Raw genomic sequence first — 20,447 nt, 5'->3', positions numbered from 1 at the left:
AATGGATCTGATGAAGAGACTTAAATCATCCACCGGCTGTTGAAGCCGTGGGTGATTTTTTTAACTGATTGAAAAAAGGGGAGAATCATGATGACACATGTACTGGCAGACAAAATGAAGAAGGAGCTCAGCCTCCTTCAGCCTTCGGACATCTTGAAATTTGATCAGGAAACGTCTTCGATACCGGGGATTATCAAACTGACCCTGGGTGAGCCGGATTTCAATACGCCGGAACACATTAAAGAGGCCGGAAAGAAAAGTATTGATGCAAACCGAAGCCATTATGCTCCATCGGCCGGTACGCCTGGACTGCGCCGGGCAATCAGCCGGTTTCTTGAAACCAAATATAAACTCCGTTACAATCCGGATACTCAGCTCCTTGTAACCACCGGCGCGACGGAAGCGATTTTTGCTTCACTGACGTCGATCATTAATCCGGGAGATAAGATACTAATTCCAACGCCGATTTTTCCGCTTTACATACCGATTGCGCTGCTCAATGGGGCTGAACCGGTCTTCATGGATACCTCCGATAATGGTTTTGTCCTCTCTCCTGAGATCCTGGCCCAGGCGCTGAATAAGCATGGGAAGGCGGTTAAAGCGATTATCTTTAATTTTCCCACCAACCCGACCGGCGTCACCTATCGCAGGAGCGAGATCGAAGCGCTGGCGGGCGTGCTGAAAAAGCACGACATTTTTGTCATCTGCGATGAGATCTACAGTGAGCTGACTTACGGGGAGCCGCATGTCTCGATGGCAGAATATCTGCCGGATCAGACGATTCTGATCAACGGCGCCTCAAAATCACATGCGATGACCGGCTGGCGGATCGGATTCCTTGCAGGTCCTGAGGAAGTCATGCGGAAAATGGGCACAGTACACCAGTTTATGATTACTTCGGCCACAACGATGGCACAGGACGCAGCGCAGGAGGCATTTGAAAACGGGATGAATGATGGCACGCAAATGCGGGCGGAGTATGAGAAGCGGCGTGATTTTGTTTATCAGAAAATGACAGAAATGGGTTTTTCCTGTCCGAAGCCTGAGGGAGCTTTTTATCTGTTTGCGAAAATTCCCGAAGGTTTTCCGCAGAAGAGCATAGATTTCTGTGTCGACCTTGCCCGCAATGCGAAAGTTGCGGTCATCCCCGGCGATTCGTTCGGACCCGGCAGTGCCGGCCGTATCCGAATCAGCTATGCAGCCAGCATGGATGTACTGAAAGAAGCGATGCGGCGGATTGAACACTATGTCACTGAAAAAAAACAAAGGAGCGTCCAGGCATGAAGATTTTGATGTTGACAGTCAGAGATGATGAAATTCCGGCGATCAGGGAATGGGAGAAACAAAACGGTGTTCAGGTCGATGTCAGCGGTGAGGAGCTGACTGCCGATACGGTGAGTCTCGTGAAGGGCTATGATGGAGTGGTCATTCAGCAGCGGACACCGATCACGGACGATGCTGTTTTCGCAGCACTGAAGCACTACGGCATCAGGCAGCTCTCGTCACGGACAGCGGGCTACGACATGATCGATACAAAAAAGGCGTCTGAATACGGCCTGATTGTAACCAATGTGCCTGCCTACTCGCCGAATTCGGTTGCCGAACTCGCTGTTACCCAGGCGATGAGACTGATCCGTAACCTGCCGCTGTTCGAGGAAAGAGCCAGGCAGCAGGACTTCCGCTGGAGCGGGCTGATGGCCCGTGAGATCTGTACGCTGACCGTCGGCATTATCGGTGCCGGAAGAATCGGCGGCACGGCCGCACGACTTTTCAAGGGACTTGGCGCAACGGTGATCGCAAGCGACATTGTCGAACGTGAGGACCTGAAAGATATTCTGGTGTACGTATCGAAAGAAGAATTACTGCGGCAGGCCGACATCGTCACACTGCATGTCCCACTGATGGATACAACCGTCGGACTGATCGGAGCGGATGATCTGGCATTAATGAAGCCCGATGCCTTTATTATTAACGCATCACGCGGGCCGGTACTCGATACGGATGCACTGATCAGGGCGCTGCAGGAGAAGAAAATAGCCGGGGCGGCGCTTGACACGCTGCAGGGCGAAGAAAAATTCTTTAACCGGGATCTGCGCGGGAAAGACATTCCGAGCGACGCTTTAAAAATCCTGCGCACCCTGCCAAACGTTCTGATTACGCCGCATATTGGCTTCTATACCAATATGGCGGTGAAGAATATGGTAGAAATCGCTTTGGACGATACGCTGTCCATTCTGAAAACAGGAAGGGGCAGGCACCAGGTTAATGAAGTGACCGTAAACGAAAACTGAGCAGTCGCCGCCGGACGGCCGTCAAAGGGGAAAAGTCTGTTTCCGCTGAGTGATTGATGTGCTCAGCGGAAATTTCATATATCAGGGAAAGTTTATAAAAATCCGCAATATTGGGTCGATCGGCGGCAGCTGATCTGAAAATTTAGTACAATAGAACTAATCAGGGATTCTGGCGGGAAGGTGGAAAGCATTGAATGAACTGAAAAAAAAGCTCGCTGAATTTCAGCGGAAAACGATCGGTCTGGATGATCTTGAGAAACTGATGAGCCCGCAATGTCATACCTGGCAGGCATTTTCTCAGACTGTTCTGCAGCTGGAAGAAGAAGAGGTGCTGATCATGGTGCGTTCCGCCGGACGAACCGGCCGCAGACCGTCTCTTGCCCTGAAATACCGGATTAACCGGAGCGCGATAACCGGAGATTATCACAAAGAGCTGCAGAAATACCGGATGATGCTGGACACATCGATCAATCTTGACGCGTATTATCAGGCCGATCCTTCGATCTGGCGGAGAGATCTGCCGAGTCTTAAGAAAATCGACACGTACATAAGAAAAAATGGTTTTCCTGAAGATCAGGTACCGGCACCGGAACGGAGTTTTGAACTGGTCGGTGATGAAAAATGGATCGATGAAAAAGGCGGCCGGGACGTTCTCGAGCGGATTCATTTATTCAATCGGTTTCACATCATCCCGGTTGCCGATCCGCTGATGTTCGCGGTTAACCCGCTGAAAATAAATGATGCGGAACAGATTCACCTGATCGTCGAAAATAAGACCACCTATCAGGGCCTGCTCCCGGTGATTAACAAGACGATTTTTGCGACGCTGATTTATGGCGCGGGCAAAGCGGTGATCAAAAGTATCAGACAATTTACAATGCAGTATCCGGTTCACGCCGCCCACCATTTTCTATACTTCGGCGATCTGGATCGTGAAGGCCTGTCGATCTGGTATTCCCTTCAGCAGAAGCAGAAAGCCGACCCGGCACTGCCTTTTTATCAGGCCTGCCTCGATAAGGAGCCGGTGGCCGGGAAAGCGTATCAGCGCCTGAGAAGGGCGGCGGCCGACCGGTTCCTGTCTTACTTTCCGGCGAAGCAGGCGGAACGGATCAGTACAACGCTGCAGAAGGGGCAGTACTATCCGCAGGAGATTCTCAGGATGAAAGAATTACAGCATATATGGAGGCATTCGGATTGGAACAGCCTGAACTTCACGAGATCGTGAACGGATATAAGGAACGCGTGCGGCGCCTGGCTCTGTTTGACCCGCTTTATGAGCTCGATCGGAAGCGGGAGCAGGATCAGAATCATAAAGAGATTGATATGAAAGGGCTGGGTCTCGTCACTCTGCTGTTCTTTTTTGAAGAGAAACTGATGCGTCAGTACAAAGCAGGAGCAGCGCAGCTGGCCGCCTTTCTTGAGAAGGTCTCTCTTTCACATTACCGGCTTGACCGGGACGGGTATGTTCGGCTTGCCCGGTCGATCATTCAGACATTCCGGCCGACCACCGGGAAGAAACGGCGGTATCCCTTCTTTAACTGGGAGACAGGTGAAGAAGACGGTATCGACTATTCGATTTTAAAAGCCAACAGTTTTGACGTAAAAACCAATACCCAATATTACACCCTTGATGAAGACGGTCTGGAACTCGTTTTTGCGACAAAAGAGTTTTACAGTGAATTTCAGCTGTCCATTAATCAGCTGATGTTGCGCAAACAGCTGGAGAAGGGCGAATTTAAAGGGGCGCTGAGGCAGATCAATGAAATGCGGATCAACGTGGAGAGCCTGGAGGAGCGGATGACGCGCCTGAAACACGAGATTCAGCGCAGCATTGTATCGGAGGAGACGTTTGAACGGTACAAGCAGCTGCTCGAAGATATCTATGAACGGCTCAAACATGAGGACGACGAGTTTAAAGCACTGAGATTATTTGTAAAAGAAACGCGCGATCGCCTTTATGCCGGCGATGTGCAGAAAAAAGAAATCCGGACGTATGACCTGGTCCTCACGATCGCGCGGGAACTGGAGTCCGTTCATTACGATCATTCACGGCTTCTGAAGCAGACCATTGATTTAAAGAATACCACGCTGCTCACCGCCCAGGAATCGCTGTATTATACCGGGATACAGGCATTCAATTTCGATCAGGATCTGGCAGCACAGATTATTGCGACGCCGCTCCCGCTCGAGGCCATGGCCGGCGTGCTGCAGCCCTTTTTAAAAGTAGAGGAGAACAGAAGCTGGTCGCCGCTTGCGATTTTTTCAGATCAGAAGATTATGGAAGAACGGGAAGAACAGGAGAATCCGGGATTTCCGGAAGCAGATGAAGAAGGAGAGGACCAGTCCTATCGCCGGCTGCTGGCGGAGAAATATAAAGAACTGATGCGCCTGTATCTCGTCGCCCATGAAGCAGGTCAGGGAGGGAAACTGTCCCTGTTTCTCGACTTTCTTGAAGCACGCGGGGCGTCCGAATGGTATGAACAGCGTTATTTTTATCAGTTCTGGCTGATTCTTCATCAACGGTCCCCTGTCCGAAATGAAGATAAGGAAAATGAAGAAGGGAAAACGATTCTCGATCAGGCTCTGGCCCTTTTGGGTAACCGGGTGATGTACGTCCGCGAGGGAAAGGGTATCATCAAAAAATCAAAGCGGTTTGCCGTGCAGGAGCTACTGATCGAGTTGGAGGATGAGACGGATGAACTATCCTGAACAGAAAGTGATCCAGGCGTTTCGGCTGTACACCGTGCTCGCAAGGGACGGTCAGACGGGGATGGACGGCGTGCAGCTGTACCGCGCGGATGATGCGATACGCGGACTGCTTGATACCTTTGCAAAGCAGGTGGACTGCGTGATTATTGTGACCAGCGAGCAGCTTTTTCTGGTACCGGAGACGACCTTATCTCCGTTTCATGTCAGTAACGACTGGATCAAACGCCATTATCTGCGGGCAGGGGCGACGAACGGTGATCTCTATTTACTCTATTTTGCCACGCTGGTCCTGTTCGGCAGCTTCTATGATACCTATCAAAGTCAGGAGCCCACACGGCTGTTTCTCCGTCTGGACGAATGGGTGCGTTTTATTCAGGAACGCATCGATCAGCTGAAGACGCATGATGAAGAGGAACTGAAGCAGCTCGAGCAGGAGTTTTCCTATAACTGGCGTCTGATCATTGAGAAGTGGGACGATATGGACGACATTAAGGAGTCAGCGAAGAGGCAGAGCGGGAATACAATCAGCCGTCTGAGCTTTATCGACACGGTGAAACGTTTTCTGGCCGATCAGGGTCTGGTTCAGGATATCGGGAATGAGGAAATCAGGCTGACGGAGAAAGCGAAGACCATCATTCAGCGTTATTTCATGGAAGTGGAATACAACAAGGGGATTCTGGAATTTATTTACGGTTTTAAGGAGGAGCAGCATGCCGACAATCAGTAAGATCCGATTAACCAATGTGATCTATGAAGAGGGCAACAAGCGTTATAATGATGAACTCTTTCGTTTCGACGGCCATAATGGAGCAATTCTCATTGAAAACGGCGGCGGTAAAACGGTATTTATCCAGACGGTGCTTCAGGCGATTCTGCCGCACACGGATCTGGCAAATCGTAAAATTAAAAATACGCTGATGCTTCATGATGCGCCGGCCCACATTGCGATCGAATGGATCATTCATGAACGGCCGAGGCGCTATGTGGTCACCGCCGTTTCGCTGTTTCTGGTCAAGAATAATCTCGACTCCCTGAGGTATGTTTATGAGTACAATGAAAATGATCCGGAGGGTATCGAAGGGATCCCGTTTGTCCGGGAGATAAAGGGCGGTAAACGCCCGGCAGAACGGGTGGAAATCCAGGACTATTACAGCGGGATGAGTGAGAAATCGCCGGTTGCGCAAACCTTTAAAACCATTAAAGATTATAAAGCCTTTCTGGAGGATCAGTACCAGATCATTTCCGGCGAATGGGAAAGCGTTGTGAAGATCAACAGTTCTGAAGGCGGTGTGGATGCCTTTTTTGATGAATGCAAAACAACCAACCAGCTGTTTGACCGTCTGCTGATTCCGACAGTGGAAGATTCCATCGTCGGACACGACCGCCATCTTTTTGCCAGCCTTTTTGAAGGGCAGCTGGAGAGTTTAAGAAACTATAAAAGACTGAATGAGACGCTCGAGGAAAATAAAGAAATCAGTGCTGAGCTGGAAACTTACAGCAAGACCTGCGAAACGCTTCACAGCGCGCAGCAAGATTATGATCAGACCAGACGCCGTGCAAAGGGGATCTGGAACGAGCTGATTCAGGAGCAGGATCAGTGGCGGGCCGACCAGGACAAAACGCATGAACGCTTCATGAAGTGGCAGGCTGCCAGTCACACGCATCAGGTCAGAGAAGATTCATTCGAAATCTATATCGAACGCCTGGCACTTGAAAAGTGTGCAGCACGGTTAAATCAGGCGCGCTCTGCTCTGGCCCGCACGCAGGATGAGCTGAAAGAGAAGCGTCACGAGTTTGTGACGCTGAAATGGGCCAAAGCAAACGGGGAAAAACAGGAACAGGAAGATGCCCTGCGCCTCTATCAACATCAGCTTGATCAGTTTGACCGGAAAGAGGATGTGCGCACGCTCGATCAGCAGCTGCAACGCGCAAAGCGGGAACTGCTTGGCTGTTATGAAAAAGAGTTAAAATCCCTTGAAAAGGAACTGGAGGAAATTGACGCGCGGCTTCATCCGGTTCAGAAACGTCTGTCTGAGCTTAACCACAAAAAGAAGACGGCCACAGAAACGGAGCAGGGCTTCAGCCGCCGCCTTTCAGAACGGCAGGGTATCATAAAGACGCACCTGAAGCAACTCGATAAGTTAAAGCGCGAACTGCTCACCGATCCGGTTCAGGAGACAGTAGCCGGGCAGCTTGCCCACTGGCAGGAACGCGTCCAATATCTGGACGAAGCGATCATCGCTCTGGTGAAGAAACAGAAAGACGATCAGACGCAAAGTGAGGCTGCGGAGCAGCAGAAGGCGGATCTTCAAAAAAAGCAGGGCGCAACGACCCGCGAAATCGACCGACTGAAAGATGCCCTTGCCCATATGGAAAAATCGGAGCAAGATCTGAGGCGTCAGCTTTCTGTTTTGCGCCCACAGTGGGCCACCCTTGAAGATGTCTATCTGAACCCCGATTCGATTGAAAAAAGGCTGAATGAAAATATCGACCGCCTGGAGCAGGAGCATGAGGATCTGCTCCTTAAAGAACGTGTGGCACTGCGATTTGTGGATGATTATGGCAGTCAGGACCTGTTTTTCTCTGATCCTTTTCTGGAAAAGCAGCTGATTTCCTGGAAAAATCAGTTTGACTACCTCGTCACAGGGGTGGAATTCCTGCAGACCATGAGTGATCAGGAGCGCGAGAAATATCTGGGTTATTCGTTATGGCCGCTGACTCTTGTGACCACTCAGGCAAACAAGGAGAAAGTGATCGATAAACTCGGTCATATTTCAGATCGCCTGCAGTATCCGGTTAACGTACTGACGACTGAAGAGGCCCTTACCATTCAGGATCAGGACATGCCAGGATCCTGGGTCGCTCCGGTCCACTGGAAGGAAAACATCGACGCTGCGTCTTTTAAAGCGTGGAAGGCCCATCTGGCTGCCGATGCCGGGCAGAGGACCGCGCAACGCCGGGCTAAAGAAGGCCAGAGAGATCAATGGAAGGAAGGACTGCTTGCCTTCCGAAAATTTTTGACGCTTTATCCCTATGATACGGTTGAAGCGCAGAGAACAGAGCTTAGTGACTTAAGGAATCAGAGGGAAAAGCAGATGGTTGCCCTGCAGCAGATAGATCAGGTACTGGGCAGATTACAGAATGAAATGAAAATGAGCAAAGAAAAAGAAACCCGGTACCGTGAGGAAAAGAATGGGCGCGAGCGTTATATCGAGAAAGGCCATGACTATCTGCAGATTGAAAATGAGCTTGCTTCTGAGCGTAAGATCGAACGGGACACTGAAGAAAAACTTCAGGCGGCCTCAGCAGAAAGAGCAGCGATTGAAGGGAAACTTGTCAGGCTGGAAGAAAAAAGCGCGTCACTGACGCGTCGCCGAAATCAGGTGGAGGTCCGGCTGGGTATGAGCCGGGAAAATGAAGAATATCTGGCACTCAGGTCCTTAACGCCCGCCGAGACGAATGAGAGTAAGCCTGTTATTCAGGAGCGCATTAAAATCACAGAAATGAAACTGAGAAATATCGCCCAGGATCGGAGCGAATGGGTGACAAAACGGGATATGGCGCAGAAAAGTATCCGGAAACTGCTTGAGGACATGGACGAACTGAAGCAGGATGACAGTGACATTGATGAATCGCGGGCATTCCCGCCGGACGGCCTGCAGCAGATCGATGCCCTGCGTGAGCGGATTTCGCTGCTTTCCGGGGAGAAGGAGCAGCGGGATCGGGATGTGCAGCAGGCGAGAACCGGGAAAGACAGGCAGGAAAGTAAAACGGAAATGCTGATCAGCCAGTTCAAAAGCAGATACGCCAATGAGCCGGTCATCCCCTTTGACAGGCAACCCGGCGAAGTACGTGAAGAGCTGAAGAAAGAAAAAGACAATCTGACCAGACAGAAAACATCCATCGATCAGACAGCGGACCGGATTGCAAAAGAGTTAAAGGTGCTGGAGTCGGCAAAGTATCAGCTTGAAATGTTTGAAGAAGCCCATCACTTTAAAGCGCCGGACCTGGAACCGGTCAGTCTGACCAATGAAGAACTGATGACATTCAGCTACAGCCGTGAAAAATTCGTGACGGCTGTCAAACGGGCTTTAAAGGAAAACAGGAATAAAGTCAATCAGGGGCGTCAGTCTGTGGAAGACGCCCAGAGGCAATTCAGAGACTTCTGCCGTAAAAGAATTTCCGATGTCAAGCTGCGGCAAATGGCGATCAGCGGTGTGGAAACCAAACAAAAATATGAAGAGATTATGGCGTTCAGACATAATATGTCGGAGCGTATAGAGAGCATATCGCATTACGCGCGTGAGCATATCCGCAAGAGTGATAAAGACCTTCAGTTGTTTATTGATCAGATTCATACGCATCTGCGGACGCTGACGGAAGAACTGAAACAGATTCCAAAGAAGACCCGGGTAAAAGTTCAGAACGACTGGAAGGCCATCTACTCCTTTACGATACCGAACTGGGGTGAGGAAGAAGGAAAAGCAAGGATTCGGAATTATATAGACTGGATCCTTCAGCAGCTGGATAATGAACGCTTTCAGGATGAAGAGGGGCATCCTGATACAGGCAAAATCCGCCGGGAACTGGATATGTGGCTTCAGTCCAAACAGCTGATCCGGGTGGTGATGGACAATCAGGCGATGAAGGTGACGTGCAGGAAGGTCACAAATGACAGCCTGGTGACGACCCGTTCCTACTCATGGGAGCAGAGTAATATCTGGTCCGGGGGAGAAAAATGGAGCAAGAATATGACTCTGTTTCTGGGGATTCTCAATTATGTCGCTGAGAAAAAGAAATATCTGAAATCCGGTGCGAAACTGAACCGGGCCGTCATCCTGGACAACCCCTTTGGTCAGGCATCAAGTGATCATGTACTGAATCCTGTCTTTTTCGTGGCACAGCAGCTTGGTTTTCAAATCATTGCCCTCACGGCTCTGGCTGAAGGCAAGTTTCTGCAGGATTATTTTCCGGTGATCTACAGTTGCCGCCTCAGAGGAGCGACAGCTTCCGGCAAACAGGTGATGACAAAAGAGAAATGGATCCGTAAAGCCTTTTTTGAAGACCAGGACCCTCAGAGTCTTGAACGGCTGGGAGAAACGGAGCAGCTCGGATTATTTGACTAAAACGCGAGGAGATGACCGGGGATGAAAATTCAGACTGAACAGATAAATAAAGAAGGGCAAAATCTGCCTGTTTCCTGCTGATGCACCTGATGCGTCAGCAACTTTTTTTCATAAATAGATCAGAAAAAGGAATGGGAGGACCGTTTTGCTGCTGCGTCAGACATTTGAACAAATAGATCAATCTAAAAACCTCCTGTATCATAGTCAAATCCGGCGGTCTCAGACGTTCGCCCATTCAGGATCTTCCTGAAGAAGGAATCAGTAAACAGAGGCGAAATGGACCTGAATCTGTCCCGTCTCTGCGAGGCCGGTCGGACCGTAAAATATTTACAAAAAAAATGGGTGAAAATGTATAAAAAAAGATGAATATATGATAGCATAGCAGAGAAGGAAATAGTGTTTTACCTTCTGCTGATGAGCAGAGCAGATTGCTTTTGCATGACTGCCTGTATATCCTTCAGACAGTCTCTGCCTCTGCCGGTTCATGAATACAGAATCGTCGGCCCCTAATATGATTGAACAGATCAGATTTTAAGGCTCGGCCGGCGCCAGGTGTTCTTTATTATCCGGGTCGCTGTGTTTGGCCGGCACCAGGTATTCTTTATTAGCCAGGCTGCTGTGTTTACTTTCTATTTTGTTTATAACGGCAACAAAATCATCTACAGTTTGTTTCCAGGGTATTGATTTGAGATGACGCCGTGCGTGATTAACCGTATTCTGAATGATTTCCGGGTGATTCATTGCCTGATGGACCGTCCGGGAAAGACTGTTTTCATCCAGATGACAGAATAGCGCACAATTTTTGGGCATAAAGCTTAAACCTGTTCCTTCATAAAAATCGATGACAGGTAAACCGACACTCATCATTTCATAAGTGACCAGTGAGAAGTTCGTCATGGATGGAGCAATGCCGAAGTCAGAGGCAAGGTACAGCTCTTTTAATTGCTTCTTTGTTAATCGCCCGACATTTCTGCCGTTAATAAAGGATTCGGATTTATCGGAACCAAAATAGGTAATATTCAGCGTGTAACCCTGATCCCTGAAAAGTTCGATACAGTTATTCAGTATAATCTGGATGGAAATTGGTGCCCGACGCGGACTGTCGACCTTAGTATAGACAGCAAGATTGATTTCTTTCTTATTCTTATAAGCCATGAAATTTCTTGGGGAGTAAGGATAGTTGGCTACATCGACCGGAAAATGGATGACGTCAAGCGGGCTGGTGATTCTGCAATGTTCCCTGATCATCTGGGCACACCATGGGCCAAGAGAAATCATATGCAGGCCTAATTCATATGTTTTGAAAGAAAGATAGAATCGATCTCCGTAAGGATAAAAGTAAGGTTCATAGTCCTGGACAAAATAGGCTTTGTATCCGGGTTTATCTTTGAATACATAGACAGACTCCCATAATGTGCCAAGCCAGATATCCGACTGGTGACTTGCCAGATGGCTGACGTCCAGGCAGGTACCCTGATAGCCTGAATAATTAAATTCAGCATCGATTTCCATTTCCTTCCGGGACTGAGGTAAATAAGACAGGTAATACACGTCAAACCCGCGCTTACTCAGTTCCGTACCTAAGTGGAGCATCGTCGTCTGTCCGCCATCATAGGGAATGATTCCTGTCGTTACAAAAGTAATCGACTTATACTTTGGCAAAAGCTGCTGACGAACCGGCGCAAAGTTAAAGTAGTTAATAATCCCGTCATAATCATGGATATCTCCATCCGGGACGGGCTTAAATGAAGTGGCAACAGGCACTTCCATCATTGCAACATCCTCTCTGAAATTTTGTGAGAAGTTTCTCACATCTTCTATTATATCATTTTCTCTCGTTTCATGTGTGAACGGGTCGTTCTTTCAGTAAGCTGTTTCCTATTTGGAAGAAATACCGGCATGGCAGAATGGGCTGATCTGCCGGGCTTTTCCCTGCTTTTTATACCCCCCCCGAAATGGTCAAACCAGCTGCAACATCTGATGATATGAAACTATTTGTGGCGGATGTCTGCAAGTCTTTCTTCACGTCCGGGTCCGTTCAGGTTTTTGTGATTTGAAAAGGGTATAAGAGAGTGCAATGAAAATCATGAGAATGCCAAGGATCTGCAGGTTCGAGGGTACAAATCCGATAACCAGCACATCAAGCAGAATAGCTGTGAGCGGATCGAGATAGGTCAGTGCAGAGACAACCGGTGTCGACAGCGAGCGGATGCTTCCGTAGAACAGAAGATACACGATACCGGTATGGACGATACCGGTAAGGATACTGTACAGCCATTCGGCCGGTGTCAGATCGCTGTACAGCGTGAAGTGAACAAAAGGGAAGAGCATAAGGACACCGATGAATGTCTGGATGATGGTCACAAGGTAAGGACTTGCCTGTTGAATATGTTTCCCGGTAATGATGACAAGGGCGTAAAAAACGGCAGCAATCAGCGCAAAGCATGCCCCGACGAGGGGTCTTCCGCCTGCCGCAAGATCCGCTGCCCTGAGACCGGAGATCAGGACGGTGCCGGTAAAGGCAAGCAGAACGGCTAATACGCCGAGTATTTTGACCCGCTCTCTGAAGAAGACCCAGCCGATGACAAGGACGAGGATCGGAGCCAGATTATAGATGGAAATGCCGACAGTGATTGCGGTTTTTTCGAACGAAGCAAAGAAGAATACCCAGTTCAAAACGAGAAAGACTCCGCCCAGGATGATGACGGTCATTTCTTTTCTATTCCATTTTTCCCTCTTATAATGTCCACTAAGCAGCAAGTACGCCGTGAGGAACACCACGGCACTGATACAGCGAACAAAAACGAGTTCAATCGAAGGAAGTCCGCTCAGTCGGGAAAAGTAACCGATCGATCCAAAGATCGCCATAGCCACACTTAATTTAATAAAAGCAGATCTGTTCAATGTATATGCCTCTTCTCCAGATTTAGAAGTTTCTTGTCCAACAGGATAGACGGGTCCCTCTCATTCGTCAAATCATCCGGTGATCCAGACCCCGGCGGAAAGTCCGAGAAAAGCGGCAAGAATGCCTGAACAAAGGCTCCCGCCCGCGTAAGTCATCATCGTTTTTATTTTCCTGCGGCGGATCAGTTCGATATTTTCCACATTGAAAGTTGAAAATGTCGTATAGGCACCGAGAAATCCGGTGCCGAGTAACAATGCCAGATCCGGGCGGATAGCAGAACCCGTTACCAGTCCGAGCAGGAAGGATCCGGAAAGATTAATCAGGAAAGTGGCCAGGGGGAATGAAAACGTCCATTTTCGCATGATCCACTGCGTCACCAGCACTCGGGCCAGAACGCCGAAGCCCGCGCCAAGGGCAACCAGGAAACTATTGATGATCATGATCCAGACTTCCTTTCAGACGATTTAACAGGAGTCTTGCGGTCAGATAACCCAGCGCAGCGGCAGCGAGCCCGCCGAACAGACTGGTCCCCGCGTAGATACAGGCAAGCAGCAGATTTCGCCGGATCAGTTCAACGGTCTCCAGTGCGAAGGCGGAGAAAGTTGTAAATGATCCAATGAACCCTGTGCCCACAGCAGATATCAGACTTGCGGGCAGCCGGCGGATATGGATCAGAAAGCGTGCGACCACAGCGAGCAGAAAGCATCCGCACAGATTGATGACCAATGTAGCAATCGGAAATGATGAGGCATGAAACAGCATGCTGAGAAGGTATCTTGAGACGGCACCCAGCATGCCGAACAGAATGAAGAGAATGTAGTTAAGCACAGATTATCCCTCCAGGGCAGAGCATGTCCCTATTGTACGACAAAAAAAGGGTCATACATAGCCTGCATTTTCTTCAATGAGGGTGTGAAGGACCTGCTCGAACGAGGAAAAAAGAATTGCACGTCGATCCTGTTATCGTTATAGTCATAGCGTGGAAGACAAATGCCAATTGAAAAAATGACCATAAAAAAGCAGGAGGAGCAATCATGAAAACAGAAAAAGAGAAAATGCTGAACGGAGAACGCTACTATGCAGACGATCCGGAACTGGTGCAGGGGCGGAGAAACGCGCGGCGACTGACCCGGCTGTTTAATCAGACGACGGAAAGCGAAAGAGATAAACGGACGGATTTATTAAATCAGCTTTTCGGTTCAACCGGCAGCAGCCTGTATATCGAGCCGACTTTTCGCTGTGACTATGGTTCAAACATCCATGTCGGCGAAAATTTCTATGCGAATTTTGACTGCGTCATCCTGGATGTCTGCAAAGTTGAGATTGGAGTTAATTGTTTCATGGCCCCGGGTGTCCATATTTATACGGCCACACATCCTCTTGATGCCGTGGAGCGCATCTCGGGCTTCGAGTTCGGAAAGCCTGTGACGATCGGTAACAATGTCTGGATCGGTGGCCGCACGGTGATCAACCCGGGTGTCAGGATCGGTGATAATGCGGTCATCGGATCCGGTTCGGTGGTTACAAAAGACGTCCCTGACCATGTCGTCGCAGCCGGAAATCCGGCGAAAATCATCAAGACGATTAAGTGAATACTACAGCAGACTATATGAGTGAATCGGGGGCACTTCCGTACGCGCTGCTTAAGTTTCACAGGCAAGCCTGGAAAGTTGTAACGATCGGTACATTGTGTAAAGGGAGCCTGTGAACAGAGCCGTCTATAAATACATATCACGCCGAAGCTCATTTCAATTGGAGATGATATACTGGAAGATAAGTAGAATTGACATGATGCTGAACCATTTCAGAAAGGATAATCTATATTGATGATAGAAATCAATCCACTTGCCCGTGAAGATTTTAACCCGGTCTATCAGCTGATGTGTGCGTCATTCCCCCTGTGGAACGCCGCTCATATAAAGCCGCACAAGCCCTGCTTGATCTTCCGGACTACCGGATATATGTTGCCTCAGCAGCTGGTCAGAAAATCGCCGGATTTATTGCTGAGTGGCAGCTTGACGGTTTACTTTTTCTGGAACACCTGGCGGTTCAGCCTGCTCTGAGAGGATCCGGCATTGGATCGAACATGGTGAAGCGTTATCTGGACCATGTTGACAGACCGGTCGTCCTTGAAGTGGAAGAACCCAATAGCAGACTGGCTGCCCGAAGAATTCATTTTTACCAGAAACTCGGTTTTAAACTCAGCGATTATGGCTATGTGCAGCCAAATATGCAACCGGTGAATGAAGAGCCGGTTGCATTAAAGATCATGCATTACCCGGACGGGATGACTGAGAAGGAATTTTTACAATTTAAAAAGCTGGTTTCTGAAAGGGTTTATCAACCGAAAAAAACAGGAAAAAACGGATGATCCTGTTTTGCTGATATCAGTCCGGAAAACCCCTAAATTGTTTAGCGAATAGTTCAAAAAATAATGGCACACATGGTATAGTATGTGTAAATAAAAAAATGAGGAGGCATAAGCGTATGATTTATGCACCGGCAACGGAATGTGATGTTCCAGTTCTCCGTTAATTTAGCGGAGAAGATGCTCCGTTAAATTCGTAACGAAAGATTTATAAATTACGGAAACGGAGATCACAACATGAGGAAAAATAAGATCATTGGCGCTTTATTTTTAAGCCTTTCTGCCAGTATATGGGGCGGTATGTTTGTCGTAGTCAAAGTAGTGGTAGCGTTTTTTCCGCCCATCGAACTGGTCTGGCTGCGTTACTTAGTTGCTGTTGTTGTCTTATTTATTATTGGCTGCTGGCAGCACGTCAACTGGCGTGTGAAACCAAAAGATTTGCCATTAATCCTTTTAATTGGCCTGATCGGTAACGCTGTATCGATCGTCACGCAAGAAACCGGCACATGGTTATCTTCCGCTCAGCTGGGTTCTGTCATTACGGCTGCGACCCCAACATTTATGATTCTGTTTGCCTGCTGGATATTAAAAGAGCGTTTAACCTGGATTAAAGAAGGATCAGTAGCACTGGCAACGATTGGGGTACTGATGATTGTCGGCGTTCATGCAATCGACATGGGAAAACTGCATGGCGCGTTTTTTCTGGTGATAGCCGCGCTGACATGGGCTTTAATGTCCGTTCTGATTAAACTGGTTCCTGATCATTACTCACCCATACAGGTGACCACTTTAGCTACAGCAACGGCTTTACTTTGTTTGTCGCCGATTGTGTACATGCAGCGTTTTACAATTCAATGGCATTACCTGACGGAGCCCACTGTAATCCTTTGTATTTTATATTTAGGCGTGGTTTCAACGGCAGTCGCTTTTGTTATGTGGAATCGTGGGCTGCAGTTAATGAATGCTGCAAGTTCCGGGTTGTTTTTCGTTTTTCAGCCTTTAGTCGGGACATTTTTAGGCTGGCTCATTTTAGGCGAAGCAATAGGCCTGGGTTTCTGGGCGGGTGTACTCTTAATATCTGCCAGTATCTGGATCAATATCAGATATTCGGATTGATATGGATCTGCTGCCCTTTGTTCAGCTGTCAGTGATGAAAAAGGATGGATGATTTATTATCCATCCTTTTTTATTTAATGGCTTTATCAAACAATGGTCCATATGAAGGGAAGACATCGTTTTAACCCATGGGTTTAAAGAATCTTGAGTGCTTCTGTTACACAAGGGTTCACAAAGGTGCACGGTTAAAGGATGCCTATGGGATTCTCATCCAACAAACGGAGAACGTGCAGGCGGCGTGCCAGATTCGGATCACCCATATTCAGGAAACAGTTGACAGGGGCCCCATCCTGAAGGACTATATTAAAAAGGGCATTGACGTTGAAAAAACCGTTTGAAGGCAGAAGTAAAGTGGAAGACGGCGTTAGTCATTTCAAATAAATTCGATGAAAATCAATGAATCAATCGTAAGATGCCCGCTCACTTTGCGCTCGACAGATCAAAATGTAAGGTTCGGGTGAACCATCTGCTGAAATTCCCGTCGCGGCACGAACAGCGGCGGAGGATCATGTATCGGCAGAAATGGCGTTCACAAAAATGGCAAAAAGCTGAAGGGGGAGGGGAAAATTGATCGGTGCGATGATCGGCGATATCGCCGGCTCCCGATTTACGGCCGATGATAATCAGGGCAGAGATTTTGAACTGTTTACAGACGATTGCCGGCTGACGGACAGCAGCCTGCTGATGTTTGCCGTGGCCAGGGCGCTTATGGATACAGTAAAAGCAAAAAAGCCTTCGACAGGCGGAACATACGATGATGAGTTCCTGGCCTTGCTGGAAAGCCTGATGCTCAGGAATGTGAAGAACATCAGCCGCCTGTCTCCTCAATCGGGTTCGGGCAAAAGCTTATCCGATCAGGTAAATGGTGAAACGCCTGAAATCGACAGCAGCTTTGGAAACGGTGCAGTGCTGTCTGTCATTCCAGCGGGATTTGCAGCAAGAACGGACATGGAAGCCATCTGCCTGGCTGAAGCGGTAACCGAGACCATCCCTCTTCACCATGAAGGGATTAAGGATGGTGAAGCAGTGGCTGTCGCCGTCTTCATGGCCAGGCGGGGATTTACCAAATCTGAAATCTATCAAAAAGTAAACCAGAACTATTTTCCTCTGGACTTTACCCTTGATGGGATCAGAGAAGTAAATGGACCTGACGAAACCAGCCACGGAATCGTGCCGCAGGCGATCGAAGTTTTTTTAGAATCTGTATCGTTTGACGATGCAATACGGACGGCTGTTTCCCTGGGCGGTGATCGCGGAATACGGGCCGCCATTACCGGTGCGCTTGCAGAAGCTTATTATGGCGTTTCTGATTCGATCGTTGAAAAAGCAGTTACATATCTTGATCAGGACCGTTATGCCGTTTATCATGAATGGTCACGATTTATCGGCAGAAGCACGGGTAATCAGTTCAGAGTGCTGACCAAATATATCGGTAAATTGTCCGCAGTTGATTCTTTCGGTGGTTGGTTTATCGGCAGTAAGTATGCTGGCACTCCAGAGTTTCCGATTCCCATGCCAGATATCTATTTTAATCACCTTGTTGATTCGTTTATCCGTGAATTTTGCCAGTTTTCAGACAGCCACCCGGCGTACGCTCTGACCGAGTACAGCTCGATTCTTGAAAACCACGGATTGAAATGGGACAGTGAGGTGATGCGTCATGCCGGGACGGACTCGCTTGATGCTCAGTGTATTCTTGCGCTGATTATGGGAGCGATCAGAGCCAAGCAGTTTTGCGATGGGGCGCTTTTTGACTTTTTCCAGGACGGATCGATGGTCAAATGGCTGAAACAGCTCAAATCGATTGACAGGCGGTTGAAGAGCACACAGATCGAGGAAATTTGTTTTGATATCGGCGGTTTCTTTAGTGGATGGCATACGTATCGCATGGTATTTGAAAACGGCAGAGCAATTCTCACCACAGATTTTATGAGGGATCCTTCAGCCACAGAACATTATTCACGTGAAGAAACAGCACAACTGATGAAGACTTTTGAGGATATCCATGTTGAATACTGGGAAAGCGAATACACAGATCCCGGGGTTCTTGACGGAACACAGTGGAAACTCGCGGTCAACTATGGGGGACAACGCGACGAAGTCTGGTCAGGCAGTAACGCCTATCCGCCCAACTGGAGAGACCTGCTGCACTTTTTCGATATCGATGATGACGCTGACAGCACGGTGAACATCAGGAAAATGACGATTGAATTTGATCGTCATCGTCATTTTGACGCCTCATTCAGTCCGCAGGGGGTAAACTGGCATGATACAGAATCTATAACCATCGACCATGAAAGGCAGCAGCTCGTCATCAGGCAGCGTGCCGGAATGGCCTGTTCGGTGACGCACCAGTACGATGTTCAAGGGGGGATGGATGACCTGTTGCGGGTTGCCGAGGATTGTTTCCATGACGACGGCTGGGTGGATACACCAAAGTTTGATGACACAACGGGTGTCCGATTCTACAAACTTGAGGCGATATATTATGACGGCACGGTCCGGTCACATTCCGGTATTTATAATCGACGCCACATCCCCGAAGAATCATGGTCTGAACTGATGGACCTGATCCGTTGGTTTATTGGTTTCTATGGATTTGGCCAGCTGCTTGATCGAAATGCGTTCATGAATGCGCGGAAAGATGGAGAAGTGAAATACTGCAGCGTCGCCTTCGATGATAGCGACAGAACCTATTATTATCAAACCGATGATGAAGGTATCGAAGTCGGCGACTATGTCCGTGTGCCATTTGGCGCGTCGAACATGGAAGGAACCGCACGTGTTGAAAGCATTGACTATTTTCCGATTGAAGAAGTTCCATTCCCGCTGGAGAAGACGAAAAAAATAATCGGGAGAGTGCAGGAACAGTGAGCTGATGATACAGAGGCCGGTCAACTATGCAGTAGCTGTATGTATATCTGTTTGCTGGAAAGAAATCCTTATGTATTCAGCCAATCCTCCGATGCTGCAACAGTCAAATTTAGTTCAGCTTTGCAAACAGGACTGTATCTTTTGGAATCTGCAGCTAAACAATGAAAATAGCGTTATATAAGATATCATGCCCGCTTGAAGGAGAATGAATCATGCACATTGTATTTATCAGACACGCTGAACCAAATTATGAAACGGTTAGACAGCGTCGCTTTATTGGCCACGGAATAGATTTGGCCGGGCTATCGGAAAAAGGCGTTCGTCAGGCTGAAGCCGTTTCTAAAAATGAAAAGCTGAGAACAGCCCAAATCATTCTTTCTTCTCCTTACACACGAGCATTGCAGACAGCAGCAATCATCTCTAAAAATACAGGGCTGGATATAAAAGTCGAGACCGATTTGCATGAGTGGCTGCCGGATACAACATTTCAGTATTCCGGACCCGAACACTTTATAGAACTGTTGAAGGAAGTTAAACAATTTAAAGGCGAACATAATGCAGCCTGTAAATACAAATGGGAAAGCTATTCGCAGGTCAAAAACAGAGCAGTTCATGTACTGGAAAAATACATGGATTATCAGAACATAGCGGTTGTCACACACGGCGTATTAATTCGGCAATTTGTCAATCAAGAGCGAATTCCGTATTGCGGTTTGATCGAAACGGATATGACAAATTAACTGCTGAGAGAAGTTGATAAGATTCAATGATGATTCTATCTTACCTATGAACATTTATAAGTTAGTAGAATTCACCTGTCATTCTCAGTGGCCGAGAAAATTTTTATGCACTCATATACTGGGAAATTATTACCTCTTTGATTATAATTATGACCTGCATGATTACCCCCCTGAGCCGATATCTTACCCCCCTACGAAAACGGAAAGTTACTTCTGAATCAAATTGTGTGTATTTATAGATAAAACATTGACACATCGTGATATAATATCCTTTAAGCAGTTTATGCGAGTTTTTAAAAAAGTTCGAGGTGAAAACGT

Annotated in this window: 15 protein-coding genes; 11 read left to right on the top strand and 4 right to left on the bottom strand. The window is 48.0% G+C overall.

Features of this window, described 5'->3' with window-relative positions; genetic code table 11:
- The first annotated feature begins 90 nt into the window (after nt 1-90).
- From ABNN70_RS02465 to ABNN70_RS02440, 6 genes are all read left to right on the top strand, one after another.
- Nucleotides 91-1,284: a pyridoxal phosphate-dependent aminotransferase gene (locus ABNN70_RS02465; protein WP_353948657.1), complete on the top strand. Its 1,194-nt coding sequence runs from the start codon at nt 91-93 to the stop codon at nt 1,282-1,284.
- Entirely contained in the window at nt 1,281-2,291 is a 1,011-nt protein-coding gene (locus ABNN70_RS02460; protein ID WP_353948656.1) for a D-2-hydroxyacid dehydrogenase, read from the top strand. Before ABNN70_RS02465 ends, ABNN70_RS02460 begins: the two co-directional genes overlap by 4 nt.
- Nucleotides 2,292-2,481: 190 nt before the next feature.
- Nucleotides 2,482-3,516 (top strand): Wadjet anti-phage system protein JetD domain-containing protein, encoded by a 1,035-nt coding sequence (locus tag ABNN70_RS02455; protein WP_353948655.1) that lies wholly within the window; start codon nt 2,482-2,484, stop codon nt 3,514-3,516.
- A complete protein-coding gene (locus ABNN70_RS02450) occupies nt 3,486-5,000 on the top strand; it encodes a replicative DNA helicase (protein ID WP_353948654.1) in 1,515 nt (504 codons plus the stop codon). Before ABNN70_RS02455 ends, ABNN70_RS02450 begins: the two co-directional genes overlap by 31 nt.
- A complete protein-coding gene (locus ABNN70_RS02445) occupies nt 4,987-5,727 on the top strand; it encodes a DUF6063 family protein (RefSeq protein ID WP_353948653.1) in 741 nt (246 codons plus the stop codon). The genes ABNN70_RS02450 and ABNN70_RS02445 overlap by 14 nt, the downstream gene beginning before the upstream one ends.
- Entirely contained in the window at nt 5,711-10,126 is a 4,416-nt protein-coding gene (locus tag ABNN70_RS02440; RefSeq protein ID WP_353948652.1) for a hypothetical protein, read from the top strand. Before ABNN70_RS02445 ends, ABNN70_RS02440 begins: the two co-directional genes overlap by 17 nt.
- 531 nt (nt 10,127-10,657) lie before the next feature.
- Here the strand turns inward: ABNN70_RS02440 and ABNN70_RS02435 are convergent.
- From ABNN70_RS02435 to ABNN70_RS02420, 4 genes are all read right to left on the bottom strand, one after another.
- Complete coding sequence (locus ABNN70_RS02435) at nt 10,658-11,899, bottom strand: glycosyltransferase family 1 protein (protein WP_353948651.1); 1,242 nt, start codon at nt 11,897-11,899, stop codon at nt 10,658-10,660.
- Nucleotides 11,900-12,148: 249 nt separating this feature from the next.
- Nucleotides 12,149-13,030 (bottom strand): DMT family transporter, encoded by an 882-nt coding sequence (locus tag ABNN70_RS02430; RefSeq protein ID WP_353948650.1) that lies wholly within the window; start codon nt 13,028-13,030, stop codon nt 12,149-12,151.
- Nucleotides 13,031-13,102: 72 nt separating this feature from the next.
- Nucleotides 13,103-13,471: a fluoride efflux transporter CrcB gene (crcB, locus tag ABNN70_RS02425; protein ID WP_353948649.1), complete on the bottom strand. Its 369-nt coding sequence runs from the start codon at nt 13,469-13,471 to the stop codon at nt 13,103-13,105.
- The gene (locus ABNN70_RS02420) at nt 13,458-13,859 is read right to left on the bottom strand and encodes a CrcB family protein (RefSeq protein ID WP_353948648.1); all 402 of its coding nucleotides are present in this window, start codon (nt 13,857-13,859) and stop codon (nt 13,458-13,460) included. The genes crcB and ABNN70_RS02420 overlap by 14 nt, the downstream gene beginning before the upstream one ends.
- 206 nt (nt 13,860-14,065) lie before the next feature.
- Here ABNN70_RS02420 and ABNN70_RS02415 point away from each other — a divergent pair, with 206 nt between their 5' ends.
- From ABNN70_RS02415 to ABNN70_RS02395, 5 genes are all read left to right on the top strand, one after another.
- Nucleotides 14,066-14,623 (top strand): sugar O-acetyltransferase, encoded by a 558-nt coding sequence (locus tag ABNN70_RS02415; protein WP_353948647.1) that lies wholly within the window; start codon nt 14,066-14,068, stop codon nt 14,621-14,623.
- Nucleotides 14,624-14,931: 308 nt separating this feature from the next.
- Complete coding sequence (locus tag ABNN70_RS02410) at nt 14,932-15,402, top strand: GNAT family N-acetyltransferase (protein WP_353948646.1); 471 nt, start codon at nt 14,932-14,934, stop codon at nt 15,400-15,402.
- Between the two features lie 234 nt (nt 15,403-15,636).
- Nucleotides 15,637-16,515, top strand: coding sequence for a DMT family transporter (locus tag ABNN70_RS02405; RefSeq protein WP_353948645.1), 879 nt, complete (start codon nt 15,637-15,639; stop codon nt 16,513-16,515).
- 567 nt (nt 16,516-17,082) lie between these two features.
- Nucleotides 17,083-19,389, top strand: a complete 2,307-nt coding sequence (locus ABNN70_RS02400) for an ADP-ribosylglycohydrolase family protein (RefSeq protein ID WP_353948644.1) — start codon at nt 17,083-17,085, stop codon at nt 19,387-19,389.
- Nucleotides 19,390-19,601: 212 nt separating this feature from the next.
- Nucleotides 19,602-20,129, top strand: coding sequence for a histidine phosphatase family protein (locus tag ABNN70_RS02395; RefSeq protein WP_353948643.1), 528 nt, complete (start codon nt 19,602-19,604; stop codon nt 20,127-20,129).
- Nucleotides 20,130-20,447: the final 318 nt, after the last annotated feature.

Origin of the sequence: Sporolactobacillus sp. Y61, assembly GCF_040529185.1 — a bacterium.
In the GTDB taxonomy this organism is placed as follows: domain Bacteria; phylum Bacillota; class Bacilli; order Bacillales; family Sporolactobacillaceae; genus Sporolactobacillus.
This window is presented reverse-complemented; position numbering and strand designations above follow the sequence as displayed.